23 protein-coding genes are annotated in these 25,503 nt (G+C 43.3%); 10 read left to right on the plus strand and 13 right to left on the minus strand.

Translation table 11 applies throughout. The features are described 5' to 3' along the window. The first annotated feature begins 1 nt into the window (after window position 1). The gene (locus ACKI3C_RS02970; RefSeq protein WP_407401892.1) at window positions 2-814 is read left to right on the plus strand and encodes a histidinol-phosphatase; all 813 of its coding nucleotides are present in this window, start codon (window positions 2-4) and stop codon (window positions 812-814) included. Window position 815: 1 nt separating this feature from the next. Here the strand turns inward: ACKI3C_RS02970 and ACKI3C_RS02975 are convergent, their stop codons facing one another. From ACKI3C_RS02975 to ACKI3C_RS03010, 8 genes are all read right to left on the minus strand, one after another. Beyond that, the gene (locus ACKI3C_RS02975) at window positions 816-2,174 is read right to left on the minus strand and encodes an MFS transporter (RefSeq protein ID WP_407401894.1); all 1,359 of its coding nucleotides are present in this window, start codon (window positions 2,172-2,174) and stop codon (window positions 816-818) included. A gap of 67 nt (window positions 2,175-2,241) precedes the next feature. After that, complete coding sequence (locus tag ACKI3C_RS02980) at window positions 2,242-3,606, minus strand: MFS transporter (protein ID WP_407401896.1); 1,365 nt, start codon at window positions 3,604-3,606, stop codon at window positions 2,242-2,244. Window positions 3,607-3,633: 27 nt separating this feature from the next. Continuing rightward, window positions 3,634-5,385 (minus strand): phospho-sugar mutase, encoded by a 1,752-nt coding sequence (locus ACKI3C_RS02985; protein WP_407401898.1) that lies wholly within the window; start codon window positions 5,383-5,385, stop codon window positions 3,634-3,636. Window positions 5,386-5,412: 27 nt separating this feature from the next. Further along, window positions 5,413-6,702: a M18 family aminopeptidase gene (locus ACKI3C_RS02990; RefSeq protein WP_407401900.1), complete on the minus strand. Its 1,290-nt coding sequence runs from the start codon at window positions 6,700-6,702 to the stop codon at window positions 5,413-5,415. Between the two features lie 20 nt (window positions 6,703-6,722). Then, window positions 6,723-7,247, minus strand: a complete 525-nt coding sequence (locus tag ACKI3C_RS02995; RefSeq protein WP_407401902.1) for a DUF5063 domain-containing protein — start codon at window positions 7,245-7,247, stop codon at window positions 6,723-6,725. Further along, complete coding sequence (gene nadD, locus ACKI3C_RS03000) at window positions 7,247-7,825, minus strand: nicotinate (nicotinamide) nucleotide adenylyltransferase (RefSeq protein WP_407401904.1); 579 nt, start codon at window positions 7,823-7,825, stop codon at window positions 7,247-7,249. The genes ACKI3C_RS02995 and nadD overlap by 1 nt, the downstream gene beginning before the upstream one ends. A 12-nt stretch (window positions 7,826-7,837) precedes the next feature. Beyond that, window positions 7,838-8,410 (minus strand): guanylate kinase, encoded by a 573-nt coding sequence (gmk, locus tag ACKI3C_RS03005; protein WP_407401906.1) that lies wholly within the window; start codon window positions 8,408-8,410, stop codon window positions 7,838-7,840. A 14-nt stretch (window positions 8,411-8,424) separates the two neighbouring features. Further along, window positions 8,425-9,303 carry a YicC/YloC family endoribonuclease gene (locus ACKI3C_RS03010; protein ID WP_407401908.1) on the minus strand — a complete coding sequence of 293 codons (879 nt, stop codon included), beginning with the start codon at window positions 9,301-9,303 and terminating at the stop codon, window positions 8,425-8,427. 233 nt (window positions 9,304-9,536) lie between these two features. On the opposite strand from ACKI3C_RS03010, the gene rsfS reads away from it, so the two are divergent. The 9 genes from rsfS to recQ all read left to right on the plus strand — a co-directional run bounded on the left by rsfS (window position 9,537) and on the right by recQ (window position 20,242). Then, window positions 9,537-9,908 (plus strand): ribosome silencing factor, encoded by a 372-nt coding sequence (gene rsfS / locus ACKI3C_RS03015; protein ID WP_407401910.1) that lies wholly within the window; start codon window positions 9,537-9,539, stop codon window positions 9,906-9,908. 29 nt (window positions 9,909-9,937) lie between these two features. Further along, window positions 9,938-11,941: an ATP-dependent zinc metalloprotease FtsH gene (gene ftsH / locus ACKI3C_RS03020; RefSeq protein WP_407401912.1), complete on the plus strand. Its 2,004-nt coding sequence runs from the start codon at window positions 9,938-9,940 to the stop codon at window positions 11,939-11,941. A gap of 160 nt (window positions 11,942-12,101) precedes the next feature. Then, window positions 12,102-12,437: a hypothetical protein gene (locus ACKI3C_RS03025; protein ID WP_407401914.1), complete on the plus strand. Its 336-nt coding sequence runs from the start codon at window positions 12,102-12,104 to the stop codon at window positions 12,435-12,437. Between the two features lie 18 nt (window positions 12,438-12,455). Next, the gene (locus tag ACKI3C_RS03030) at window positions 12,456-12,830 is read left to right on the plus strand and encodes a hypothetical protein (RefSeq protein WP_407401916.1); all 375 of its coding nucleotides are present in this window, start codon (window positions 12,456-12,458) and stop codon (window positions 12,828-12,830) included. 11 nt (window positions 12,831-12,841) lie between these two features. Further along, window positions 12,842-13,699: a peptidylprolyl isomerase gene (locus ACKI3C_RS03035; RefSeq protein WP_407401918.1), complete on the plus strand. Its 858-nt coding sequence runs from the start codon at window positions 12,842-12,844 to the stop codon at window positions 13,697-13,699. Beyond that, window positions 13,696-14,934, plus strand: a complete 1,239-nt coding sequence (locus ACKI3C_RS03040) for a M16 family metallopeptidase (protein ID WP_407401920.1) — start codon at window positions 13,696-13,698, stop codon at window positions 14,932-14,934. Before ACKI3C_RS03035 ends, ACKI3C_RS03040 begins: the two co-directional genes overlap by 4 nt. Window positions 14,935-15,109: 175 nt before the next feature. Further along, window positions 15,110-16,930: a DUF349 domain-containing protein gene (locus ACKI3C_RS03045; protein ID WP_407401922.1), complete on the plus strand. Its 1,821-nt coding sequence runs from the start codon at window positions 15,110-15,112 to the stop codon at window positions 16,928-16,930. A gap of 180 nt (window positions 16,931-17,110) precedes the next feature. After that, window positions 17,111-18,418, plus strand: coding sequence for an undecaprenyl-phosphate glucose phosphotransferase (locus ACKI3C_RS03050; protein WP_407402118.1), 1,308 nt, complete (start codon window positions 17,111-17,113; stop codon window positions 18,416-18,418). Next, window positions 18,419-20,242 carry a DNA helicase RecQ gene (gene recQ, locus ACKI3C_RS03055; protein WP_407401924.1) on the plus strand — a complete coding sequence of 608 codons (1,824 nt, stop codon included), beginning with the start codon at window positions 18,419-18,421 and terminating at the stop codon, window positions 20,240-20,242. Window positions 20,243-20,316: 74 nt separating this feature from the next. Here the strand turns inward: recQ and ACKI3C_RS03060 are convergent, their stop codons facing one another. The 5 genes from ACKI3C_RS03060 to ACKI3C_RS03080 all read right to left on the minus strand — a co-directional run bounded on the left by ACKI3C_RS03060 (window position 20,317) and on the right by ACKI3C_RS03080 (window position 25,370). After that, window positions 20,317-21,519: an aminopeptidase C gene (locus ACKI3C_RS03060; protein WP_407401926.1), complete on the minus strand. Its 1,203-nt coding sequence runs from the start codon at window positions 21,517-21,519 to the stop codon at window positions 20,317-20,319. Between the two features lie 30 nt (window positions 21,520-21,549). Then, the gene (locus ACKI3C_RS03065; RefSeq protein WP_407401928.1) at window positions 21,550-22,188 is read right to left on the minus strand and encodes a helix-turn-helix domain-containing protein; all 639 of its coding nucleotides are present in this window, start codon (window positions 22,186-22,188) and stop codon (window positions 21,550-21,552) included. 14 nt (window positions 22,189-22,202) lie between these two features. Further along, window positions 22,203-23,342 carry an SGNH/GDSL hydrolase family protein gene (locus tag ACKI3C_RS03070; RefSeq protein ID WP_407401930.1) on the minus strand — a complete coding sequence of 380 codons (1,140 nt, stop codon included), beginning with the start codon at window positions 23,340-23,342 and terminating at the stop codon, window positions 22,203-22,205. Window positions 23,343-23,348: 6 nt separating this feature from the next. Beyond that, a complete protein-coding gene (locus tag ACKI3C_RS03075) occupies window positions 23,349-24,542 on the minus strand; it encodes an SGNH/GDSL hydrolase family protein (RefSeq protein ID WP_407401932.1) in 1,194 nt (397 codons plus the stop codon). A gap of 141 nt (window positions 24,543-24,683) precedes the next feature. Beyond that, a complete protein-coding gene (locus tag ACKI3C_RS03080; RefSeq protein ID WP_407401934.1) occupies window positions 24,684-25,370 on the minus strand; it encodes an OmpA family protein in 687 nt (228 codons plus the stop codon). Window positions 25,371-25,503 lie beyond the last annotated feature (133 nt).

Genomic DNA, 25,503 nt, shown 5'->3' on the forward strand with positions numbered 1-25,503 from the left:
GATGGTAGATTTAATCCGACTTGCAAAAGAAACCACAAAATACAATTTCCACAGCCACACACAGTTTTGTGACGGCAGGGCTTGCATGGAAGAATTTGTAGAGAGTGCAATTGCACATGGTTTAAATCATTATGGATTTAGTCCACATTCACCCATAGCAATCGAGTCTTCGTGTAATATGTCGTGGGATGATGTCGATAAATATCTAGACGAGTTTGCCCGGCTCAAAATGAAATATCATGGCAAGATAAATTTATATGCTTCGATGGAGATCGACTATATCGACGGATATGGTCCTGCACATGCTAGTTATCAGTCTTTGCCTCTTGACTACCGCATAGGTTCAGTTCATTTTATTCCCTCTTTTTTAGACAAGAGCGAGTATGTAGATATTGACGGGCGTTTTGAAAATTTCAAAATAAAGATGTCCAAGTATTTCAATGATGACATCGAGATGGTTGTGCGTTCTTATTTTGCCCAATCGCTCAAATTGGTTGAGTGTGGGGGATTCGAAGTGATTGCCCATTGTGACAAGATAGGATTAAATGCTAGCTGCTATCGACCAGGCATTGAAGATGAAGATTGGTACCAGGTATTGCTCAATCGTCACTTTGAGGCAATTATGGACATGAAATATATCGTCGAGATTAATACAAAAGCGTGGGAACAGCATCATCGCCTATTCCCACACTCTAAATTCTTTGCTATGCTCAAGAAACACAATGTTCCTGTTCTAATAAATAGTGACACTCACTATCCCGAACTGGTGAACGCTGGCCGTGACGAGGCACTGGCATTGTTTCTCAATTCATAAATCACTTATTGTTTTTAAGTTCAAGGCCATAGTTGTTGCGCTTGTCCATCACGAGAAGCATTATCGCAACAATTATTGCTGCAACTCCTATGCCCGAGAATACCCACATAGCCTGGGTGTAATCGGTTTTACCACCAGTCGTGTTAGCATCAAGCACTTTGCCTATTACCCAAGGCACTATCATCAATCCTATGTTTTGAATAAAATAGATAATTGAGTAGGCCGTGCCTAACAACGCGATAGGAACAATCTTTGGCACTGCTGGCCACAGAACACTGGGAAGCAGCGAGAACGCAATGCCCAGCACAATCATTGCAGTAACAGCAATCCAGGTAGATGACAAGGGTAGGGCAAACACCATAAGGACAAGGGTAAGCATAATTGTACCTATTATCATGATTGATGCCCCTTTGCCTATATTGTCATACATCGCTCCAAACAAAGGTGTAAGAATGATTGAAGTGAATGGAAGGATGGCCGGAATGAAACCAGCAACATCGGCACCAACACTATACTTTGTGATCATTAACTTGGTTGCAAAATCCAGGAAAGGATAAAGCGACGAGTAGTAAAGCATGCACAAAATGGTAATTAACCAGAACCCGCTATTAGAGAGGGTGCTTTTCAAGTCAGAAAACTTGAACTTGTCACTATCATCAGTTAGTTCAGTTGAAGAGTTGCTTTCATCAAATTTCCTATCCATCGAGCAATAAACGAGATACCCCACAGTGCCAAGCCCTACAAAGAATACACCCAGCAACAATGGAGTTGACAGCGTGAATGCATCGGCAACACGCGGACTGCAACCTAATGCAAGTGCCGTGCCCAGGCGCGCCAAAGCGACCTGCAATCCCATTGCTAATGCCATTTCCTTGCCAGTAAACCATTTCACGATTACTTTTGACACTGCAATTCCACACAACTCATAACCTATGCCGAAGAGCGCAAAACCGCCCGCGGCAACAAGTACTTGAACTTTCATGGTGTCTCCGAAGAAACTCATTGTGGGAACTGGCGACATGAATGCTATCGCATAGTAATCAATCACTGTGCCTCCAAGCATGAGCAAGCAAGACAGCATGCCTGCAAATCTCACACCCTTTTTGTCAAGTATAAATCCGCTCACAAACAGCATCAAGAAGAAGACATTGAAGAATCCTCTTGAACCGGCAAAGAAACCAAATTCGCTAGACGTCCAGCCCATGCCACCGTCGGCAGGTAATTGCTCAAGATAATATTGCAATGGAGAGACTTGTTTTGCAACAATATATCCCGTCATCATTGTGAATGCAACGATTGCAAGTACCACCCAGCGTGCCGCTGTGCTTTGTGCTAATGTTGATTTAACCTTATCAGTCATTTTTGTTTACATAAACTTGGGGCTGCCACAACCACGCGTCAGCCCCAAGTATTATAGGTTAAAATTTTTATTTCTTGATGTTGGGTTCTTCAAGACCATAACCTTTCTTCTTATCTTCAAGTTTGAGGAAGAATGCAAGAATAAATGCAGCAACACCAAACATTGAGAAGATAATCATAGGCATTGTATAACCGCCTGTTGACTCAAGAACATGACCGATAATCATAGGCACGATACACAAGCCGATGTTCTGAATCCAGAAAATCAAGCAGTAAGCAGATCCGAGTACCTTCTCGTCAATGATTTTGGGAACGCTAGGCCACAATGCGGCAGGAACAAGAGAGAAACTCAAACCAAGTATTGCAACAAGTGCAATTGCAAGGATTTTACTGGGGAACAGTGGCAGCAAGAATGCAAAACTCAAGTGACAAGCAACCATAATGATTGCACCAGCATAGAGCATGGTAGCACCCTTTCCCTTCATGTCAAGGAAACCGCCCAGGAATGGGGTGAGAATCATCGCGAGAATGGGGAAGAAAGAGAAGAGCTGCGCACCTGTGCTATCATCAACATCAAGTGTCTTGGCCAAGAAGTCGGGAGCGTAACGCTGGAATGGGAAAATTGCGCTGTAATACAATACGCACAGAAGTGCCACAATCCAGAACATTTTACTTGAGAAGATTTTGCCCAGGTCACTAACCTTGAACTCCTCTTCGCTAGCCTCTTCGGCATATTCACCCTCGGCCTTGAGTTGCTTGTCAAGTTTCTTGTCCATTAATGCAAAGACGATGAAATTGATAAGTCCAATGAGCAACAGTACAGAGCAGAAAGCAAGGGGGGCAACAACTGTTTTGTCGCAAGAATTATAGATAATGGGGGCGATCCACATCACAGCAAATACACCAAGACGCGCGATAGCCATTTCAAGACCCATTGCTAGAGCCATTTCTTTGCCCTTAAACCACTTTGCAATAGCTTTGCTCACAGTTGTTCCTGCCATCTCGGCTCCACAACCGAAAATCATGAAACCAAGGCAAGCCATCTTGGCACTAGCTGGCATAGATACCCACCATGAGTTAAGCCATGCAGCAAATGATGTAGCCTGGAACCAATCGCTGATACCGATATATTTGATACCTGCACCGATAACCATAACAGATGCTGATAGAATACCTGTGAAACGGATTCCCATCTTGTCGAGGATTATACCTGCGAAAATCAAGAATCCACACACATTAAGCAAATATTCAGAAGCAGCATAATTGCCAAATGCGCCACTTGTCCAGCCTCGCTCTGACTCAATCATTGACTTCAATGGTGACATTACATCTACAAACATGTAGGCGAAGAACATCATTGAAGCAATAAGCACGAGTGCTGACCATCGAGCAACAGCACTGTCATTTAAATATTTCTTTATTTTTTCAGTCATAATTTTTAAAAGTATTAAAAAATTAAGTTATGCAATACCCAGGTCTTTAGCAATCTGGTCGAGTTTAGCTTGTGCCCACTCGTTCTTGGCATCGTAGTTCTCGGCACTGTCGAGGGTGTCGTGAACCTCAATGTAGAACTTGATCTTGGGTTCAGTACCGCTAGGACGGATAGAAACCTTTGTTCCATCTTCAGTGTAGTACTGGAGCACGTTGCTTGTAGTGGACATATCGAGTTTTTCAACAGCGCCTGTAACGACATTCTTTTGCTCAAGCGTCTTGAAGTCTTTAATGGTAACTACGGGAGAACCAGCGATTTCCTTCATTGGGTTCTCGCGGAAGTTCTTCATCATTGCCACGATTTCCTCTGCACCAGTCTTACCAGGGCGAACTACAGAGATTCCGAGTTCCTTTGAGTAACCATAAGTCTTGTAGATGTCAATGAGCATGTCGTTCATGGTCATACCCCTGTCTTTTGCCCAAGCAGCGATCTCGCACATCAAGGGAATTGAAGACACTGAATCTTTGTCACGAACGAAGGTCTGGGGCAGGAAGCCATAGCTTTCCTCGCCACCACCCAGGTAACGGCCCTTGCCTTCCATCTCACGCATCACGGTAGCGATCCACTTGAAACCTGTGTAGCAGTCAAACATCTTGATGTTCTGCTTCTCGGCGATCTTGCGGATAGTTTCAGAAGTAACGATAGTCTTAACGATATACTCATCACCCTTGAGCAGACCGAGTTCGGCGCTGCGTGCCATGAGGTAATAGTGGAAGATAATCTGAATCTGGTTACCGTTAACTAGTGCATACTCGCCCTTGGTGTTCTTGATAACGAGACCAATGCGGTCGGCATCGGGGTCGCTAGCGAGAACGATATCGGCCTGAACTTCCTCGGCTTTCTTTATTGCGAGTGCCATAGCGCTTGCATTTTCGGGGTTGGGGGAGTCCACTGTGGGGAAATCTCCGCTCATCACGTCCTGCTCGGGAACATGGATAATGTTGTCAAATCCCCAGCGTTCGATCGAACGAGGCACAATGTAGCGACCTACACCATGGATAGGGGTGTACACGATTTTAAGGTCATGCTGGCGCTTGTTAACCTCGGGGCTGAGAGAAAGTGTGTGGATTTCCTCAAGATACTCGTTGTCAATCTTCTCGCCGATTGTCTCTATGAGGGCAGGATTGCCTTCAAACTTTATTTCGCTCACGTCGCTGATGCGATTTACATAATCAATGATGTTAACGTCGTGGGGAGAAACCACCTGTGCGCCATCATCCCAGTAAGCCTTGTAGCCGTTATATTCTTTGGGGTTGTGTGATGCAGTGATGTTTACACCGCTCTGACACCCTAGATGACGGATTGCATATGACACCTCGGGAGTGGGGCGAGGACCTTCAAAGAGGTAAACCTTGATGCCGTTAGCCGAAAAGATATTTGCAACGGTCTCGGCAAACAGACGACTGTTGTTGCGAACGTCGTGACCAACGACAACCTTGATCTGCTCAAGATCCTTGAACGCTTCTTTGAGGTAGTTGGCAAGACCTTGTGTAGCTGAACCTACTGTGTAGATGTTCATGCGGTTGCTGCCTGCACCCATGATGCCGCGCAAACCACCTGTACCAAATTCCAGGTCTTTGTAGAACGATTCAATGAGTTCGGTCTTGTCCTCGGCCTCAATCATTGCCTTAACTTGTGCTTGTGTCTTTTCGTCATAGCCTGCTGAAAGCCAACCTTGTGCCTTCTCTGTGACTTGTTTAATTAATAATTCGTCTGCCATAATTTAAATTTTTATATGTTTTTTATTTTATTTATTGAAGAATAAAGTCATGACTTTGGTCATATTTATGTGATCATCGACCGATGCAGTTTCGCGCACCGAATGCATTGCCAGCAACGGGTTGCCCACATCTACGCCTTCAATGTCCATCTGCGAGGTTAGGATGTTGCCTAATGTTGAACCACCAGCAACATCACTGTGGTTTACAAAATATTGATAGGGCGATCCAGCTTCGATACATAAGCTCTTGAATATCGCTGCCGAGTGAGCATCGCTCATGTATTTGCAGTTAGCATTAATCTTTATGCAAGGACCTCCGCCCAAGTGAGGATGGTTGGTCGGGTCATATTTCTCGGCATAGTTAGGATGAAACGCGTGTGCATTGTCGGCCGAGATCATGAATGAACGTGCTACTGCCCTAGAAAAGTCATCAAATGAACCACATTGAGCCTCAACAATGCGACGCATCACATTGGCGAGCACTGGAGATCCGGCACCTTGCTTTGTGCCGCTGCCAGTTTCTTCGTTGTCAAAGATTGCTGCTATGCAAGTAGCATCATCGCCTGTTGATTCTACGAGTGCGGTGATTGCGGCATGAGCCATACTCAAGTCATCGAGCCGTCCGCATGAAACGAACTCGTTGTTTAGACCAAATGTGCATGCCTTTTCAGTATCATACAGCATGAGATCAAAGTCGAGTATGTCTTCAATATTCACTTTCAACTCTTGTGCGACAAGTTTCAAGAGCATATTGTCAGCCTCCAGTTTTTCATTCACTTTAGCAATGATGGGCAGCATGTCTTTCTGCTTCGAGAGTTTATTGCCCTCGTTCACTGCACGGTTGAAGTGGATAGCAAGGTGTGAGATGCTCAATAACGGCCGGTCAATTTTCACCGTGGTGGTGAGTGGCTCGAGCGCATTCTCTCCCTTGAGGATAACACGTCCTGCAATGGAGAGAGGACGGTCAAACCATGTATAAAGAATAGGACCGCCATAAACTTCGGTGTTGAGTCTCACGATGCCACCTTCGCTACACATCTCGGCATGCGGTTTGATGCGGAAGCAGGGAGAATCGCTATGGGCTGCAACTATTCTGAATCCAGTCTCTGTTACTGGTTTATGTCCTATCTTGAATGCAAAGATTGCCGAGTCGTTCTTTGTTACAAAGAACTTTTCGCCTGGTTTAGCGTCAAGTTTGTCTTTCAAAGATTTCTCGAAATAACCGTTTTGCAACAGAATTTCCTTAATGGTCTTTACTGCCAGGAAATTGCATGGGCTATTGTCCATGAATTTAAGCAATGAATCAATGTTTGCCATAACTCGTATGATGTTATTTGTTAATAATCAAAGTCGTCGCTAGAATTATAAAAAGCATTATTAAGCGCACGGAGCACATTGCACAGTGTCTGTCCCCAGTAGTTTATGAAATTCTCCTTGCACTGTTCTACAAGTGACTGACGCACCTCTGACGGTGCATCTTTGACCGACTGGATGAGATTGTAAAACTCTTGGTACAGATCAGCCAAATTTTCGCTTACGAATGAGGAGATTGGCGTGTCGCTATACTTCATGTCCTCAACAAATACTTCAAGGTACACATCTTCTTCGGCCATTACACCTGCGATAGTGTCCCTCACTTGGTCGTAAGCCATCTCGTCGAGAACGGGTTCGATATAGTAGTCGCTATAACCGCCCTCAAGTTCCACATCACTTATTGCCATATACACTCGTGGCAATATTTTGAGCATACGAGCCATGAAAGTGTCGCGAGTGCCCTCTAGGCAATGCTCTATGGCGTGGCAATACTCATTTGTGAGTGCGATTACCGATAAGCTATTGTTTGATAATGTACTGTTTTCCATTATTTTTTATATAAATCATTTCTCAATATATATTCATAAACTTCGTCAGGCATGAAAAAACGCATGTCATGACCCATCGATAGTTGTTCACGAATCTTGCTCGATGACACCTCGATGACTGGAGCATCTGCAGCAATGACTCGATCGCTCATTTCGGGTGGTATCACAATATCATAACCCACTCGAGGGTAAACAACAATTTTGAAATTGCTGATTATCTCATCATGACTGCGCCATTTGTTAAACACTGCCCAGTTGTCAGCACCTATCACTAGCGTGAAGTTATCGCTGGTGAACTTTGCCTTTAAAGCAGTTAGTGTGTCGATTGTATAGGAAGGCCGGGGCAGGGTGAGTTCAAAACCAGATGTAATGACATTGTCTAACCTGCGGGTAACCATTTCAACCATGCGCAAACGCTGTGCCTCGTTTATCATGGCTTGCCCTGTCTTGAACGGGTTCTCGGGCGATACCATCAGCCACAGCTGGTCGATGTCGGTGTTCTGGATGATGTAGTTGGCGATTATTGCATGTCCCACATGAATGGGGTTGAACGAGCCGCCCATGATTCCTATATTCATCGTTCTGCTTATTTACTTGTTGATGAAATCAAAGATAAGAGAGCGCACTTCATCTACTGCGGTCTCTAGTTTGTCGTTCACGACGATGCGGTCAAACTGCTGGGCATGGCTAATTTCAAATTCAGCCTTGCCTATGCGCTTCTCGATTTCCTCAATAGAGTCAGTGGCTCTTGCAAGCAGTCTCTTGCGCAGCACTTCCACGCTGGGGGGCTGGATGAATATTGCCAGTGCATGACTGCCATAGAGTTTCTTCACATTGATGCCACCCATCACATCCACGTCGAGAATTACATTCTTGCCGTCGTTGTTGATGCGTTCGATCTCGCTTTTAAGTGTGCCGTAATAGCGTCCGGCATAGACTTCTTCATATTCAGCAAAGGCATTAGCTTGAATTTTATCCTTGAATTCATCAACCGTCAAGAAATAGTAATTCACGCCGTTTTCCTCACCCTCACGCGGAGAACGAGTAGTTGCTGAAACCGAGAACTCCAGTTTGAGGCTAGGGTCGCCGATAATAGCATTGATTATCGTTGATTTACCAGTGCCTGATGGCGCTGATATAATTATTAATTTACCTGTGTCCATGTGTAAATCTTTATTTACAATACATTAAGAACTTGTTCCTTTATTTGCTCCAAGTTATCCTTCATGCGAACAACCACCTTCTGCAGTTCGGCATCATTGGCTTTTGAACCTGTGGTATTAATTTCGCGTCCCATTTCTTGTGCGATGAAACCCAGTTTCTTGCCTTGGCCTGTACCATTTTGCATAGTATCCATGAAATAGTTCAGATGATTTTGCAATCTGATTTTCTCCTCGGTGATGTCAAGTTTCTCAATATAGAAAATCAACTCCTGTTCAAACCTGTTATTATCTACTGTGATGTTTTCAAACTTGGCAAGAGAATCGGCGATGCGATTCTTGATTTTCTCAACTCGTGCGGTTTCATACTTGGGAACCTCGTTGAGCAACGACTGTATCTCTTCGATTTTTTCAGCAAAGAATCCTTGCAGCCTGTTCCCTTCCTGGGTGCGGAATTCAGTAAGCGCAACGATAGCCTCGTTCACAGCCTCTTTCACAGCAGCGAGTTCGTCTTCGGAAACTTCATTAGAGTTGGCATCGCTCTTTAAAGCTTCAGGCAGTCTTAATAATGTCGCATACCAGTCGGAGGGTTGCTCTATACCGAGTTGCTCTGACATAGCTGTGATTTGTTGCTTGTATTGCATCAGCACCGGAATGTTGATGCTCACTGATGTGCTGTTATCTATTGCCTCGCAGAAGATATTCACATCAATTTTCCCTCGCTGCAAGGCGGTAGAAATCTTGTTGCGCAACTCTAATTCCAGCTCGCGATAAACCAGTGGCAGACGCACTGACATATCCACTTGCTTACTGTTTAAAGATTTGATTTCGACAGTGATTTTCTTGTTATTGAAAACCTTAACCGCCTTTCCAAATCCTGTCATTGATAATATCATAGTTATAAAGTTTTATTTTCGTGCATAATAATGAGCAAAATTACTAAAAATTCTCCTTTTCGGCAAGCATATTTCAAAAAACTACACATTTATAAATAAACTATATACTTCACTTGACTCGGAGTGTGGTGTTTTAGGCGCAATTAATATATTCTATTTTGAAAAAGATTGTTAAGACAGCAATGGTTTTGGCTCTTTTTTTGTATATTTGCAAACTAATTTAAATTAAGAATATGAAAAATAACGAAATTGATAATGCAACGCTTGTAAAAGCGATAATTGAAGGAATTCAAGAGAAAAAGGGTAAATCTATTGTACATGTCGATATGAGTGACATTGAGTATGCTGCTGCTCAAGGGTTTGTGATATGCAATGGAAATTCTAAAATGCAGGTTGAAGCAATCGCCGACAGCGTGAGAGAATACGTTGAAGAAAAAATATCGGTACGCCCTTATAACTATGATGGTTACCAAAACGGAGAATGGATTGTCCTTGACTATGGCACGATTTATGCTCATGTATTTTTACCCGAGTTCAGGGAACGCTATCGACTGGAGCAGCTGTGGGGTGACGCCAAGGTTGATGTGATTCCTGACTTGGATTAATTTCCGTTAATTTGTAAGTAAACATTTTTATGTCAGAGAAATCATCTAACAAGTTCAAATTCAATATTTACTGGATGTATGCCCTCGTGCTGGCTCTCATCCTGGGCGTATGGTTCTTCAAGGACAAAGGAACTAGCCAGGAGGTGAGTTGGAGCGACTTTGAAAGTTGGGTTATGAAGGGGGGTGTTGAGAACATCATCGTTTATCCCGACGACAGTAGGGCAGAGGCAATACTTAGCGACTCTCTTGCTAAAGTCGTGTTCAAGAACTACAAACCCCAGAAGGGTACAAAGGCCTCTATCCAAGCGCAATGTCCCAAAAATATTGATGATAAGATCGATGCGTGGCGTCAGCAAGGTGTGTTCAAAGGCAAGTGCAAATATGAACGCACTGGCACGTTCACTAACATCTTGTGGGGATTTGGTCCCATTGTGCTTCTTATCCTCTTCTGGATTTTCATTTCACGACGCATGTCGAGTGGTGCCGGAGGTGGAGGTATCTTCAGTGTGGGCAAGTCCAAGGCGAAGCTTTTTGACAAAAACAATGGCACTAATGTGACATTCAAGGATGTTGCAGGACTAGCCGAGGCCAAAGTCGAGATAGCGGAGATTGTTGACTTTCTTAAGAATCCCCAGCACTACACAAAACTGGGTGGCAAGATTCCCAAAGGTGCTCTTCTAGTAGGTCCTCCGGGGACTGGTAAGACCCTGCTCGCCAAGGCGGTAGCCGGCGAAGCCGAAGTACCTTTCTTCTCAATGTCGGGCTCTGATTTTGTTGAAATGTTTGTCGGCGTGGGTGCGTCACGTGTTCGTGACCTCTTCAAGCAGGCCAAGGAAAAGTCTCCTTGCATTGTGTTCATCGACGAGATTGATGCAGTGGGTCGTGCCCGTGGCAAGAATGCTAGCATGCACTCTAATGACGAGCGCGAAAACACACTTAACCAGTTGCTCACCGAGATGGACGGTTTCGGTACCAATAGCGGTGTTATCATCCTAGCTGCTACTAACCGTGCCGACGTCCTCGACAAGGCGTTGATGCGTGCTGGTCGTTTCGACCGTCAGATTTATGTAGAGTTGCCAGAGTTGAGCGATCGACAGGAAATTTTCAACGTTCACCTGCGCAACGTGAAGATTGATGGCAGCGTGGATGTAGAGCAGTTGGCACGCCAGACTCCCGGTTTCTCGGGCGCTGATATTGCTAACGTGTGCAACGAGGCAGCACTGATTGCTGCACGTCGCAAGAAACTTGCAGTTCAGCGCAAGGACTTCATGGACGCTATCGACCGCATCATCGGTGGCCTTGAGAAGAAATCAAAGATTATCACCGAGGAAGAGCGTCGTTCAATAGCTATTCATGAGGCAGGTCATGCAACAGTTAGTTGGCACCTCAAATATGCTAGCCCATTAATTAAAGTGACTATTGTTCCTCGCGGCAAAGCTCTGGGTGCAGCATGGTATATGCCCGAAGAAAGACAGATAGAACCCAAGCAAGCGTTGCTCGACGAGATCTGTTCTCTCCTTGCAGGACGTGTGGCTGAAGAAATGTTCCTCGGCTTCATTGACACTGGTGCGCTGAATGACCTTGAGCGTGCCACCAAGATTGCCTACGCTATGGTTACGTTCTATGGTATGGGCGAATCGTTGCCCAACGTGTCATTCTATGACTCTACCGGACAGACATACGGATTCAGCAAACCGTACAGCGAGGCAAGTGCCAAGTCGATTGACGATGAAGTCGCAGCCATTATTGCCGAGCAATACCAGAGAGCACGACAGTTGCTTGAGGAATATGCCAAGGGACATAATGAACTTGCCGAGTTGCTCCTCACTAACGAAGTGATTTTCACCGAAGACGTTGAACACGTATTCGGCAAGCGCAAGTGGGCTTCGCGCACAGAGGAAATTCTCAAGGCAACCGAAGAAGCCAAGAAAAGCGAAAACGCCGAATCGTCAAACGGAGATAATCCCGCCGAAGCTGTTTCAAACAACGACAGCGAAGCACAAGAAACTCCGCCACCATTCACGGCCGAATAATACTGAATACAAATTACACTTCTACACATCGGGGACTGCTTTTTATAGTCAAGTCCCCGATGATTGTTTTATTAAATCAGGTGAGTGATTCATTTTTTTCGTTGTTCATTTTATTTATTCAAGAATTAAGACTATCTTTGCACATAATAAAAAATCAAGGATGGCAAAATATAGCGACAACGAGAAGTCAGCAATCGTGAGTTTACTCATAGAAATGATTAATGTAGATAATGTTATCTCACTTAAAGAAATGGATGAGATTAATGTTATCAATCGTGATTTAAACATAACCGAGGAAGTTTTCTTGTTGGGTAAGGCACTTGATTTCAACTATTCAGTAGAGTTAGTCAAGCACATGAGCGACGAGAAAAAACTGGAAGTTGCCAAGTACATTACACGCATTATAGATGCCGACGGTGTTGTTAAGGATGTTGAGATTCAACTGCTCAACGATATATGCCACCGCACTGGATTAGACATTATTTTATCAGATTAATTCATAGTAATATCATAAATGGAAACAAATTTAAAGAAACAATTAGAGTCGGATTCTAACGGACTATTGACCTACGAATATATTGCAAACAATATAGAGGCAATAGATGCTGACTTGCCTGAATTGATCAACAATATTATTACTGTTGATCGCACTGGGCAGTTTGTAGTGAGCACCGCTCGATACCTAAACGCTATTGACAAGGAGAAGTATGCAGCTGCAATTGACGCTCTCATCAAGGCTGCAATAAATAAGGATCGTGACCATGTTTATATCGGAGCTCTTGCATCATCGATTTGGGGACCTGATTATGCCGATAGGGCAGAGGTGCTAAATGCTACGGATGATAACTTTCGCCGCATTTACAAGCGTTTGTTCCCTGTAGGCTTATAATTAATTTTAACATGAAGAAAGTATTATTATTGGCCGTTGTGTTGTGTGCGGCCTTGTCATGCTCAATGACAAATGGAAATGGGTCGGCTAGCGACTCTAATAGTAACGAAAAAACAGATTCAACTAAAATGACACAAGTAGAAATCAAGACATCACTGGGCGACATCGTTGTCGAGTTATACAATGAAACACCTAAACACAGGGACAATTTCATAAAACTTGCCAAAGAAGGCTATTACGATGGCGTGCTGTTCCATAGAGTAATCAAGGACTTCATGGTTCAGACTGGCGATGGCAAATCAAAAACCGCCAAGAAGGACGACATGCTTGGCGCAGGTGACCCCGGATATACAATCCCAGCAGAGTTTGTGTACCCCAAGTATTTCCACAAGAAAGGAGCACTTGCCGCTGCTCGCACAGGCGACCAAGTGAATCCTCAGCGTGCAAGTTCTGGTTCGCAATTTTACATTGTTACCGGACAAGTATATAGCGAGGATCAGCTGCACATGATTGAACAAAACATGGAGTATGGCATGAAGCAGTCATTGTTCCAGTCGCTGGCAATGCAGCACCGCCAGGAGATAGAAGAGATGCAGCGCAACGGTGACCGTGCTGGTCTCGAAAGACTGCAAAACGAGCTCATCCCTCAAGTCGAGGCTGAATATGCCAAGAATCCTGCGAAGTTGACCCAAGAGCAACGCCAGGCTTATACCACTGTGGGCGGAACACCTCATCTCGACGGACAATACACTGTCTTTGGCGAGGTCGTTAAGGGCATGGACGTAGTAGATAAAATCCAAAACGTACAGACTGGCGTTAACGATCGCCCTGTTGATGACGTCAAGGTAATTTCAATGAGAGTATTGTGATACAGTTCAACAAAATAAGACTAGATAACGGCCTCCGGCTGATACATCACTATGATAGCGCTACCAAGATGGTGGCGCTTAATTTGCTCTATAATGTGGGCTCCAAGCACGAGGATCCTAACAAGACTGGTTTGGCTCATTTCATGGAGCATTTGATGTTTAGCGGTTCTAAAAACGTGCAAGGGTTTGATGATGTGCTCCAGACAGCAGGCGGTAGTAGCAATGCATGGACTAATGTCGATATGACCAACTACTACGAGACCCTTCCTGTGCATAACATCGAGACCGCTTTGTGGGTCGAGAGTGACCGATTAGTTGACTTAACCCTATCAGACGCTAGCATCAACATACAGCGTGATGTCGTGATTGAGGAGTTCAAGCAACGATACCTCAACGAGCCATACGGTGACTTGTCACATGCCATGCATGACTTGGCATATGTGAAGCATCCCTACAAATGGCCCACCATAGGAAAGCGTGTCGAGCACATAAGTGATGTGAGCAAACATGACATCATATCGTTCTATAAGCGATTTTATTCAGTTGATAATCTCATCATGTGCGTGTCGGGCAACATCAGTTTCGATGACACAGTACGGCTTGTGGAGAAATATTTCGGTGACATCACCCCTTCGGCAGTCCATTCACCTGTAATTGATGCAGAACCCCGCCAATGCGAACAACGCATTATGAACATGAGCGGAGATGTCCCGCAAAACCTTATCTGCCGAGTTTATCACATGCCAGGCAGGTGTGGTAAGGATTATCCAGCATGTGATTTGTTGTCGGATGTGTTGTCTAATGGCAAGTCATCCAGGTTTTACCAGAACATATTGTCAAAAAGTGGCGTTTTTGCTGATCTTGATGCTGCCATTGAAGGGACTAATGAACCGGGGTTGTTCTTGATAAGAGGACGTCTTGTCGATGGCGTGTCGTTTGAACAAGCCGACGAAATAATTGACAAACAACTATCTGCTTTGTTGCAAGACGGTGTCACACAGTATGAACTTGACAAATGCCTGAACAAATTTCATGCGGCAATGCTCTTTGACAACATCAGTTATCAAGAGAAAGCGACAAAACTGTGCGAATATGAACTTCTGGGCGATGCACAGTTGTTCAACAATGAGGTTAACCGATATCGATTGACAACAACAGATAGCCTTGTTGAAACGGCCAGGGAATTGTTTGACCCCTCTAATTGTTCTAGAATATATTATTCAAAGAAAGATTAAATATATTGATAAATTTACAGTATAAAACAAGATTAATCAGTTGATTTTCTTAAAAAATATAGGATTAATCAAAAAAAAACATGATTTTCTTTGATATTAAGAAAATAGTGTGTAAATTTGGTGGAATTTGTAAACATATCATTGCTTGCAATGGTTAACTAAAAAATTAAATTATATGGAAACGCGTGAAATGTCTGAATCGATGGAACAACTCGAGAAGGATGTAATCTTGAACTCGGAACCCGCCGATGCTGGTTCAGCAGTTGTTGAAAGTGAAGAGAATGTTAAGCAGGGTAACAAATTTGCCGGGCTTGACAAAGATGGAATTATCAATGCTCTTGAAGAAGCTCTGCAGAAACCTGTAGAGGAAATCAAGGATGATGTTGCTGCAATGAAGGCTGCATTTTCTTTGATCAGAAAGGGTGAGATTGAAAAAGAAAAAGCCGAATTCCTTGAAAAAGGCAATGAAGAATCTGCATTTGCCATCAAGGATGACGAAAAAGAAGCGCGTTTCAAGGAATTGCTTAATGTTGTCAAGGAAAAACGTGCTCAACTCATTGCCGAACAAGAAGCGGTAAAAAATGAGAACCTCCAAAAGAAGCAAGCAATTATCGAACAGATTGTTGCTATCACTAACGATCCTGACAACATTAACCGACAGTTCACCAAGGTGCAGCAACTCCAGCAGGAATTCAAGGAGGTAGGTCCTGTTCCCGCTACTAGCGAAACCGAAATATGGAAACTTTTCCAGCAGACCAATGAAAAATTCTATGACCTGCTGAAAATCAATAAAGAACTTCGCGACTACGACTTCAAGAAGAACCTTGAAATCAAGCAACAGCTTTGTGCCGATGCCGAAGCTCTCGACGAGGTAGAGGACGTTGTTGTTGCATTCAAGAAACTTCAGGAACTGCATGACACTTGGCGTGAAACCGGTCCTGTAGCAAAGGAGCTTCGTGAAGACCTGTGGGAAAGATTCAAGAACGCATCTTCAGTAGTGAGAAAAAAGCATCAGGCTTTCTTTGAGGAACGCAAGAGCATTGAGAAGGAAAATGCCGATGCCAAGACTGCTCTTTGTGAGAAAATAGAGGCAATCTCGACCGATGGTCTCAAAACTTATGCCGCTTGGGACGATGCAACTAAACAAATCATTAACCTCCAGGAAGAATGGAAGAAACTTGGTTTTGCATCAGTTAAGGTCAACAAGACTCTTTTCGCTCGTTTCCGCAAGTCATGCGATGAATTCTTCGCTAAAAAAGCCGAATTTTTCAAGACTATGAAGGAAGAACTTGCCAGCAACCTTGCCCGCAAGATTGAATTGTGCGAGAAGGCGGAGGCACTTAAAGACTCTACCGACTGGAAAGCTACTACCGACGTCCTTGTTGCCCTGCAAAAGGAATGGAAGACCATTGGTCCCGTAGTAAAGAAACATAGTGATGCCGTGTGGAAACGCTTCAATGTGGCTTGCGACGCTTTCTTTGAGGCAAAGAAGAAACTCAACAACAATGTGCACGCAGTAGAGCATGAGAACCTCAAACAAAAGAAAGAGGTAATTGCCAAACTCTATGAAGCACTTGCTGGAGAGGATACAAAAGAAGGTGCAGCTGCAGTGCGCGAACTCATGACACAATGGCAGGCGATAGGTCATGTGCCTTTCAAGGAGAAAGACAAGATTTATGCAGAATATCGTGAGGCTGTTGATAAGGCTTACGCAAAGTTTGACATGAAGGGCTCACGTGCTAATCTTCAGAACTTTGAGAACAACCTCAACCAAATCACTACCGACAAAGCTTATCACGAGCGTGAACGACTGGTTCGCACTTACGAGACCAAGTGCAACGAGTTAAAGACTTATGAGAACAATATGGGATTCTTAAATGCTCGCTCAAAGTCAGGCAACTCATTGGTAAAAGAGCTTGAACGCAAGATTGAACGCATCAAGGAAGACATAGCGCTCCTTGAACAGAAAATCAAGATGATTGACGAAAAACTTTAAGTCAATCTCACATAGTGGCAGATTTAAGAAAAATCACTCTCATGCAATAGTCTTGAGAGTGATTTTCTTCGTGCTAAACATACAATATATGGCATTGTAAACACGTTATATATATGTATGAAAACACGTGCAAGATATGGTCATTTGATTAAATGGATTGTCAGCATTGTCGATTTGATAATGCTCAATTTTTCTTATGGGATTGTGTGGCTTGCATCTGCTGGTATGAGAGAGAATGAGAGACTTGCATGTATTATACTTAATCTATCTTATATTATTGTGTTGCTATGCCGCAATAACATTCATGACCGTCGCGTTCTTTATGCCGACCATGTCGCACTTCATGCAATGAAATCGGTGTTGCTTCATGCAGGCATAACACTGTCGCTAGTTTCATTCCTTTACATGACCTTACCATTCACAGGACTAGTGTTGTTTTATGCTGTGTTCTCAATTTTGCTAGTTACCTGGTGGTTGCTTTCACGCAAAGTGTTGAAATGGTATCGTAACAAGGGATTTAATTACCGCAATATCATAGTAGTGGGTGGAGGTGGTGCCGTGGCACGCTTTGTCGAAGAAATCAAAGGGGACATGGGCTATGGTTACCACATCGTAGGAGTCACAGGGTGTAATGATGAGCATTTCCCTGATTTGAAACACATTGAACCAGAAAACCTAGAGGATTTTATAAAGGAAAACTACGTTGATGAGATATACTGTGGCATCTACGGCAATGACGACAACTTACTGGTATCGTACATCAATATGGCCGAGAACCACGCCATTGATTTTTATTATATACCATCATTAGGCCCCAGGATTACCAGGACATTCTCGTTGCTCTCGTTTGGCAATATCCCAGTTATGGCTGTAAGACCAAATCCTAGTCTTAATCCCATTAATAAGACAATAAAAAGAGCATTTGATATTATAGTTTCGCTTGCAGTGCTCACCCTATCGCCCATTGTGTTTATTCCGGTGGCAATAGCTGTCAAGTTATCCTCTCCTGGACCAGTGTTCTTCAAGCAAAAACGCACTGGATATAGGGGCAAGCAATTTGATTGCTACAAGTTTAGGACCATGAACACCTCAAATGAGACCGAGTGTCACCAAGCTACACGGCACGACCCCAGAGTTACAAGGGTGGGGCGTTTCTTGCGTCATTACAGCATTGACGAATTGCCACAATTCTATAATGTCCTCAAGGGCGACATGTCAATCGTTGGACCCAGGCCACACATGGTTGAACACACTTCGACTTACCGTGAGATAGTTGAAAAATACATGGTAAGGCACATTGTCAAACCTGGCATTACAGGATGGGCTCAAGTGCTCGGTTACCGTGGTCAAACCGAAGAGTTGTGGATGATGGAGAAACGCGTGGAATGTGATGTGTGGTATGCCGAGAATTGGAACTTCTTGCTTGACATGAAAATCATTTTCCTCACTGTGTTTAATATTGTTAAGGGCGACAAAAACGCATATTAAATGATGGATAAAGAAAAACTGGAACTTGAAGCACTAGGCTTACTCAAGAGATTTTACGGTTATAATAAGTTCTATCCCACGCAGTGGGAAGTGATAAAGCATGTAGCACAAGGCAACGATGCTATCGTGCTCATGCCCACAGGTGGAGGAAAATCCATGTGTTACCAAATTCCCGCTTTGCTCAATGACGGTTGTACCATTGTAGTCTCGCCTTTGCTGGCATTGATGCACGACCAAGTAACATCACTTGTGGCTAATGCAATTCCTGCAGCAGCTATCAACAGCCAGCAGAGCGACAGCCATAACCGGCAGATAATGGACAATGTTTTTGCAGGAAAGATAAAATTGCTGTATGTTTCGCCCGAAAAACTTCTGTCAGAGATTGACAGGTGGTCTAAAATGATTAAATTCTCGCTTATTGCGATTGACGAGGCACATTGCATCTCACAGTGGGGGCATGATTTCAGACCAGAGTATTCACAACTGTCAGTGCTTAGGCAACATTTCCCTGATATCCCTATCATGGCTCTCACAGCAACTGCTGATCGCATAACGCGTGACGACATTAGGAAACAGCTCAATATTCCTGATGCTAAAATGTTTATTAATTCATTTGACCGTCCCAATATTTCGTTGAATGTTGTGTGCAACACATCAGGTCGTGTGAAGATGAGTAAGATGATACGCTTTATCGAATCACACAAAAACGAAAGCGGAATCATTTACTGCTTGAGCCGCAAGACCACAGAGAAGCTGTCGGCCGACTTGAATAAACTGGGATATAAAAGCGCTCCATTCCATGCTGCATTGCCCACTGCAAGGAAAAATGCAGTGCAGCAAGCGTTTATTAATGATGACATTAATATCATCTGTGCGACAATAGCATTCGGCATGGGTATAGACAAAAGCAATGTGAGATGGGTGATTCACAACAACATGCCCAAGAACATCGAAGGGTATTACCAAGAAATAGGTCGAGCTGGCCGCGACGGCATGCCTGCCGACACTCTGTTGTTCTATTCTTATGCCGACGTCATACAACTCACCAAGTTTGCCCAAGAATCAGGTCAAAGCATGGTAAATCTTGATAAATTGAGGCGTATGCAGCAATATGCAGAGTCGGGAGTGTGCCGTAGGCGCATTTTGCTCAACTATTTCAATGAGCCTTATGACCATGATTGCAAGAATTGCGACGTGTGCAATAACCCTCCACGTCGCATCGATGGCACTATTCCCTCTCAAATGGTGTTGAGCGCTTTGATAAGAACCCATCAAAACGTAGGCATGACTACGGCTATTGACATCGTAAAGGGTGCAAGGAAAGCCGAAATCACTAGCTCGGGCTATGACCTCCTGCCCACTTTCGGAGTAGGGCGTGAGATCAGTTTCCCTGTGTGGAACAACTATATCCTGCAGATGCTGCAATTAGGTTTGATTGAAGTTGCCTATGACGAGCATAAGCATTTAAAAGTCACCGAGATGGGAAAGGAAGTACTTAAAGGGCAACGTCGTGTTGAGTTCACTGAAGTAACTATCGAAAATCGCACAACGAAGAAAAAAGAAAGTGTTGTTTCCCCATCGGTTGAAAACACTAATAAGTCACTCTTTGAAGAACTTCGGCTTCAACGTCTTGCTATTGCACGTGCACAAGGCATTGCGCCATATATGGTGCTTAACGACAAAACATTGTCGGTGATTGCACAAGAGATGCCACGCACCAAGGCAGAGTTTAGCGTTATGTATGGAGTAGGAGAGGTGAAAACCGAAAAATACTGGCGACAATTCACCGCAGTAGTCAATAAATTCATCGAAAAAAAATTATAAGAAAACCCCAATAAATAATGACGGCAAGACTATTTTTTTTAGTCTTGCCGCCTATTTTGTTTATGAGTAACTACTTATTTTGCTGCCATCTTCTGTGCTATCTTTGAGGGAATTGCATCTTTATGAACTGTGACATTCATTGTTTTAGCCTTAAAGAAAGCCTCGCTCACGTAGAAGAAACCACCATAAAGTTGGTTAGTGTCCCAACTGTTCTGCACCTTAAAATACTTGTTCCCTTTTTGGTCAACAGCCTTTCCCACAATAACCATGCCGTGGTCGTCGGTTGTTTCTTTGTTGTCAAACATCTGCTGACGAACTTCCTGTGTGACAACCATTTCCTCTACCGGGCCTTTAATGTCCCACTTCTCGGCCTCACGATCCTTATTGCTAAGCTGTAACCAACGATCCATGTCGCTGCCTTTCAGGTCGGGAACTTCCTTGTCAACGGGAAGCACTGCATAACCTTTGCGATACTTGAAACCTGGTTCGCTCACGTCAGATGCCCAAGCAACAGTGTAACCTTTATCAATAGCGTTGTTGGTGATTTCAAGCAATTCGTCAACAGGCACATTCTGCATTGAAGTCCAAAGCCAGTTGTCGGCAACTTCAAGCACAAATGGCTCATAGAAAGGATGATGTGTAAATGAAGTAACTGTCACGTAATCTTCCATCTTGATGGGAAGTGATTCAGCAAAAGACTTGGGAGTGTAAGTCTTGCCTTCGTAGGTGAATGTTTCAGGAGTTTTTCCCATATAAGCATCAAGGATACCTTGGAAACCAGATACCCATGCGGGGGTGAGTTTCTTTAATTGGTGCTTATTAATCACGCTTACATATCCAGTAAGAGCATCAACCAACTCTGCGTGATTAAACTTTGTGTCGCCATAAGTCATGCCTGTATATGCCTCAATGGGCACCATACCATATTTGTTCCAAACATAAGGAACATCGGCACATGCACCGCCTTCAGCAAAATTGATCTTACCATCCATTCGGATAAACTTAATTGCCTTATCCATATAGCAGTGATTAACAACGAAACCTTCGCTCAAATGGATCTCTTTTCCTGAAACTCTTAAGATTTCAGCCTCAAAGAATGTGTTGGTAGAGTAGCACCAGCATGTACCAGATTTGTTCTGATTTTTAACTGGAGTGGTCTTGACAATTTTAACATCTTTGAATTTGAATCCAGTGCTATCGGGGATAACAACCTTGTCATCAGCCATAGCATTTGCCGCAAGACCGAGAGCAGCAATTCCTAAAATAATCTTTTTCATTTTAACTATAATTATATATTTATTTAATATTTAATCTTTTAGAGTGAGCAGACACTCGCTGTCGTGATAATTAATTTCAACAATGCCCAGTGCACACAAGTTTACAATCATTTCATCGGCAGCAATTTGTGAGCAATGCAACAGTTGTTTCACATTGCTAATTGTAATACCTCCATGATTATTGAGATAATCAAGAAATTCTCGTTCTTTTTCTGTAAATGAAATTGCAGTTCCTTGGTTGTTGTCGCTGCTGTGTTTTAACACCTTGACATGAGTGCCCGATGCTAAAATATTTTCATCAGCAACACGATAGTAGGTACGCCAACGATTATTGTCGTCTTTAGCTTTGACAGGTTTATCGATGGCCTCATCAATATCCACTTTAAGTATGCTCTTTCCTTCAACATTGTATATCGAGAAATGGACCGTCTGACTAGGGCTACAATACATCTCGGCAGCTTGTTCGATCATGTAGATTTCCTCATCGCTTTTCACTCCTGCTATGTTGCCATTATCCTTGACGCCTATGAGCAAACGACCTCCGCTGTTGTTGGCAAAGGCTGCGATGCTTCGGGCTATCTTCCGTGCATCAGAGATTTGATATTTGAAATCTTGATGTTCGTGTTCGCCATGCGCTATCAAAGATAATATGTAGTCAGTCTTTTTCATTTCTTATGTATGAACTATTTATATAGTTCCCGGATTTCGTCTTGGAATGGTATGGTTGTGCCATTTAGCACAGCCTCAAGATATGGTTTAAGTTTGGCAGCATAATACACAAACCCCAAGTCGGTTAAGTGTGCGCCATCAACTGTACCTTCGCCATCAGGCCCAATAAGATTATTCCTGTCAATGTAAAAAACATTAGCTGGATATTTTTCATGTAGTTCCTGATATTTTTTAAACAACATCCTGTTTGTTTCAGGCATCTTGATTTTCTGCTTTGTATCGTAAGGCTCGTGTGCATAGACTTGGCCTTCTACTAGGAAAATTGGGACATGTGGATGAGCTTTGTGTAATGTCTCCACAAAGTAATTGGTCAAAGTATCAATCATTTCTGTCTTGCAGTTTGACACAGGATCGACCACATAGGCCACAACATCTTCTATTTTAGCCATAGCCTCTGCTATATATGGATCTAGACGTCCTTGCCCGCTGAAACCTAAATTCACACACTGCACATTTAGTTGACGTTGCAGAATACTTGTTGCCACCATGCCTGTGCGGCTTGCACAACCGCCTTGCGTGATGCTTGTGCCATAGAAAACGATTTTCTTATTGCTTCGTGGAGAGTCAATGTATGGTTTGCTGATAACAGCACTACTATCAACACCTATTTCTATCCATTCTACTCCATCATACAAAGGCAAATAAATCAAATATTCATGGGTTAAACCGTCAAGATTGTCAACATATTTCTTGTTTTGAAGTGAATCTTTTCCAGGAATTGTTGTTGCAACAAAGTGCCACGAACCATCGTCATGCATTCGGTAAAGGTCAGTGCCTTTGGTGCCAGTATCGGCCATGTGATTCATGTGGAAATTTGTAGTGAGCATGTACTTTACTCCAATAGCAGTACTATTAGTAGCAAAGCGGATCCCAATGCCTGCACTATGCTCTGCCACAACTTTGTGACCATCACGCAATGTGTCGTTCAAGTATGCCGGCAATCGAGTGAATGGGGTAGTGGTATCGTCAAATCCCTTATTGACGAGTGTAAAATCAAGAGCATTATGATAAGCCATCTTGTCGATGTCGGTTCCTGATGAACTCACACCGATAGAAACAAATAATATTATTGCAAAAGATACCAGATGTTTCATGACACATTAGTCTTTGATTTCAGGATATGGTCTGTCAACCTCTTTCTGGAAGGGGACTTTCTTGCCTTCAAGAACAGCCTTGATATACGGCTTTAATTTCTCTGCATAGTAATGAAATCCCAAGTCAGTCAAATGAATGCCATCGACAGTGCCGTCATTATTGGGACCATATATGTTCTTGCGGTCAATATAATATAGATTATTAGGATTCTCGGCTTTCAGTTTAAGATAATTCTTGTGGAACTCATAGTTCTTTTGCGGCAGATATTTACTATAAAATCCGCTATATTTTTCATAACTATATGCTTGGCCTTCAACCATGAAAATAGGAACATCAGGGCGTGCCTGGCGCAAGATTTTAACAAAGTCATAGGTGAGCGAGTCACACATGTTTTTTGTACAGTTGGGAATTGGGTCAAGAATAAATGCAGCCACGTCAGGGATAGTAGCCATCGCACGAGCAACACAGTTGTCCATCTTGCCCTCGCCGCTGAAGCCCAGATTTACACATTCGATATCGAGATCACGCTGGAGAATGCTGGTGGCAACCATGCCTGGATGAGAAGCGCAACCACCTTGCAAGATACTGGTTCCGTAAAATACAAGCTTCTTACCTTGCTTGGGCGAATTGACCATAGGTTGAGTAATGGTAGCAGTGCTATCCACACCTATTTCGAGCCAGCGAACGCCATCATATAATGGAAGATAAATCATGAATTCATGCATCTTGCCGTCTAGCTTGTCAACGTATATTTTGGTTTGTATAGAATCCTCACGTGGACGTATGTCGCTGTCTATGCGTACAGGGCGGTTGCAGTTGACGAACTGCCAAGTCCCATCATCATCAAGTATATAGAGTGCTGAACCTTTGATGCCGGTATCGGCCATGTGCATCATGTGCATGTTAGTAAGCAAGTTGTAACGCACACCCACTGCAGTAGAATTTGTTGCAAAACGTATAGCCTTACCGCTAGTACATTTTGCCCTATCGCTCAATGTGGGGCGAATACTATCTTCAAGATATTCAGGGAAACGACTGCGCAAAGTCTTGTCAAAGGCATAGTTTATCATTCTGAAATTAAGACCGTTGTAATATTTCAACGAGTTTACATCGGTAAAATCTTGGGCATAGGTCTGGTTGATGGCACATGCGCCTAGCAACATTGCCACAACAAAGATTAATCTGTTTAAAATTCTCATAGTTCTAAAGTTTATATATTCAGAACAAAATTACTCAAAAATATACTTATATCCAACATTCTTGTTGTATATTTTCTTATACAGAGAAAAAAAGCCAGTGCGATCATGCCCTGGCTTGATTATAATAACGAAAATAACGGATTACTTGAGTGTGCCGTTATTAGCAGCATTGATCATGTCTTCGTTAGCGCTGATATAAACTTCAACGCGACGGTTCTGTGCACGACCTGCTTCAGTGTTGTTGCTAGCAACGGGATAGTCATAAGCATAACCTTCACTAGTCATGCGGTTAACGGGAACACCAGAATTGTTGAGATAGGTGAGCACGGCGTTAGCACGTTCTTTTGACAACCTCTCGTTTACAGCACGTGAACCAGTATTGTCGGTGTGACCACAAATCTGTACATTGGTCTGAGGGTTGTTGATGAGTGAAGTAGCGAACTGTGACAGAGAATTCTTTGCAGCAGCGCTGAGAGCACTCTTACCAGTTGCAAACAAGATACCATTATCAAAAGTAACCTTAATAGCTGTCAGGTTGTTGGCATCAGTGATAGTGTCAACCTGTGCGCCTGCGATTCTTTCAAGCTCTGCTTTCTGCTTGTCCATCTTCTTACCGATAAGAACACCAGCACCAGTACCTACGGCAGCACCTACAGCAGCGCCAATAGCAGCACCTTTACCTTTGCCGAAGATAGCACCTACGGCAGCACCGAGAGCAGCACCGCCACCACCACCGATGATGGCACCCTTACCTGTGTTTGACATACCGCAGCCTGTTGCGCCTAAAAGCATGGCTGCACTTAATACGATACATAAAATCTTTTTCATTTTACTTAATATTTTATATTATACAAAATTTCATTAATTACAAAATTACAAGTTTTTTTAAAAAGTAAAAAACTTAAAGTAGCAAAAAGTGCAATTTTAACAACTATATACCGATTTTTAATGACATTTAGGA

Source organism: Sodaliphilus sp. (genome assembly GCF_045598405.1).
Classification (GTDB): domain Bacteria; phylum Bacteroidota; class Bacteroidia; order Bacteroidales; family Muribaculaceae; genus Sodaliphilus; species Sodaliphilus limicaballi.

What these genes read in the sequence shown, in the direction of transcription:
- ACKI3C_RS02970 (WP_407401892.1), top strand. Translation starts at nt 2, where the DNA reads ATGGTAGATTTAATCCGACTTGCAAAAGAAACCACAAAATACAATTTC.
- ACKI3C_RS02975 (WP_407401894.1), bottom strand. Translation starts at nt 2,174, where the DNA reads ATGACTGATAAGGTTAAATCAACATTAGCACAAAGCACAGCGGCACGC.
- ACKI3C_RS02980 (WP_407401896.1), bottom strand. Translation starts at nt 3,606, where the DNA reads ATGACTGAAAAAATAAAGAAATATTTAAATGACAGTGCTGTTGCTCGA.
- ACKI3C_RS02985 (WP_407401898.1), bottom strand. Translation starts at nt 5,385, where the DNA reads ATGGCAGACGAATTATTAATTAAACAAGTCACAGAGAAGGCACAAGGT.
- ACKI3C_RS02990 (WP_407401900.1), bottom strand. Translation starts at nt 6,702, where the DNA reads ATGGCAAACATTGATTCATTGCTTAAATTCATGGACAATAGCCCATGC.
- ACKI3C_RS02995 (WP_407401902.1), bottom strand. Translation starts at nt 7,247, where the DNA reads ATGGAAAACAGTACATTATCAAACAATAGCTTATCGGTAATCGCACTC.
- nadD (WP_407401904.1), bottom strand. Translation starts at nt 7,825, where the DNA reads ATGAATATAGGAATCATGGGCGGCTCGTTCAACCCCATTCATGTGGGA.
- gmk (WP_407401906.1), bottom strand. Translation starts at nt 8,410, where the DNA reads ATGGACACAGGTAAATTAATAATTATATCAGCGCCATCAGGCACTGGT.
- ACKI3C_RS03010 (WP_407401908.1), bottom strand. Translation starts at nt 9,303, where the DNA reads ATGATATTATCAATGACAGGATTTGGAAAGGCGGTTAAGGTTTTCAAT.
- rsfS (WP_407401910.1), top strand. Translation starts at nt 9,537, where the DNA reads ATGAAAAATAACGAAATTGATAATGCAACGCTTGTAAAAGCGATAATT.
- ftsH (WP_407401912.1), top strand. Translation starts at nt 9,938, where the DNA reads ATGTCAGAGAAATCATCTAACAAGTTCAAATTCAATATTTACTGGATG.
- ACKI3C_RS03025 (WP_407401914.1), top strand. Translation starts at nt 12,102, where the DNA reads ATGGCAAAATATAGCGACAACGAGAAGTCAGCAATCGTGAGTTTACTC.
- ACKI3C_RS03030 (WP_407401916.1), top strand. Translation starts at nt 12,456, where the DNA reads ATGGAAACAAATTTAAAGAAACAATTAGAGTCGGATTCTAACGGACTA.
- ACKI3C_RS03035 (WP_407401918.1), top strand. Translation starts at nt 12,842, where the DNA reads ATGAAGAAAGTATTATTATTGGCCGTTGTGTTGTGTGCGGCCTTGTCA.
- ACKI3C_RS03045 (WP_407401922.1), top strand. Translation starts at nt 15,110, where the DNA reads ATGGAAACGCGTGAAATGTCTGAATCGATGGAACAACTCGAGAAGGAT.
- ACKI3C_RS03050 (WP_407402118.1), top strand. Translation starts at nt 17,111, where the DNA reads ATGCTCAATTTTTCTTATGGGATTGTGTGGCTTGCATCTGCTGGTATG.
- recQ (WP_407401924.1), top strand. Translation starts at nt 18,419, where the DNA reads ATGATGGATAAAGAAAAACTGGAACTTGAAGCACTAGGCTTACTCAAG.
- ACKI3C_RS03060 (WP_407401926.1), bottom strand. Translation starts at nt 21,519, where the DNA reads ATGAAAAAGATTATTTTAGGAATTGCTGCTCTCGGTCTTGCGGCAAAT.
- ACKI3C_RS03065 (WP_407401928.1), bottom strand. Translation starts at nt 22,188, where the DNA reads ATGAAAAAGACTGACTACATATTATCTTTGATAGCGCATGGCGAACAC.
- ACKI3C_RS03070 (WP_407401930.1), bottom strand. Translation starts at nt 23,342, where the DNA reads ATGAAACATCTGGTATCTTTTGCAATAATATTATTTGTTTCTATCGGT.
- ACKI3C_RS03075 (WP_407401932.1), bottom strand. Translation starts at nt 24,542, where the DNA reads ATGAGAATTTTAAACAGATTAATCTTTGTTGTGGCAATGTTGCTAGGC.
- ACKI3C_RS03080 (WP_407401934.1), bottom strand. Translation starts at nt 25,370, where the DNA reads ATGAAAAAGATTTTATGTATCGTATTAAGTGCAGCCATGCTTTTAGGC.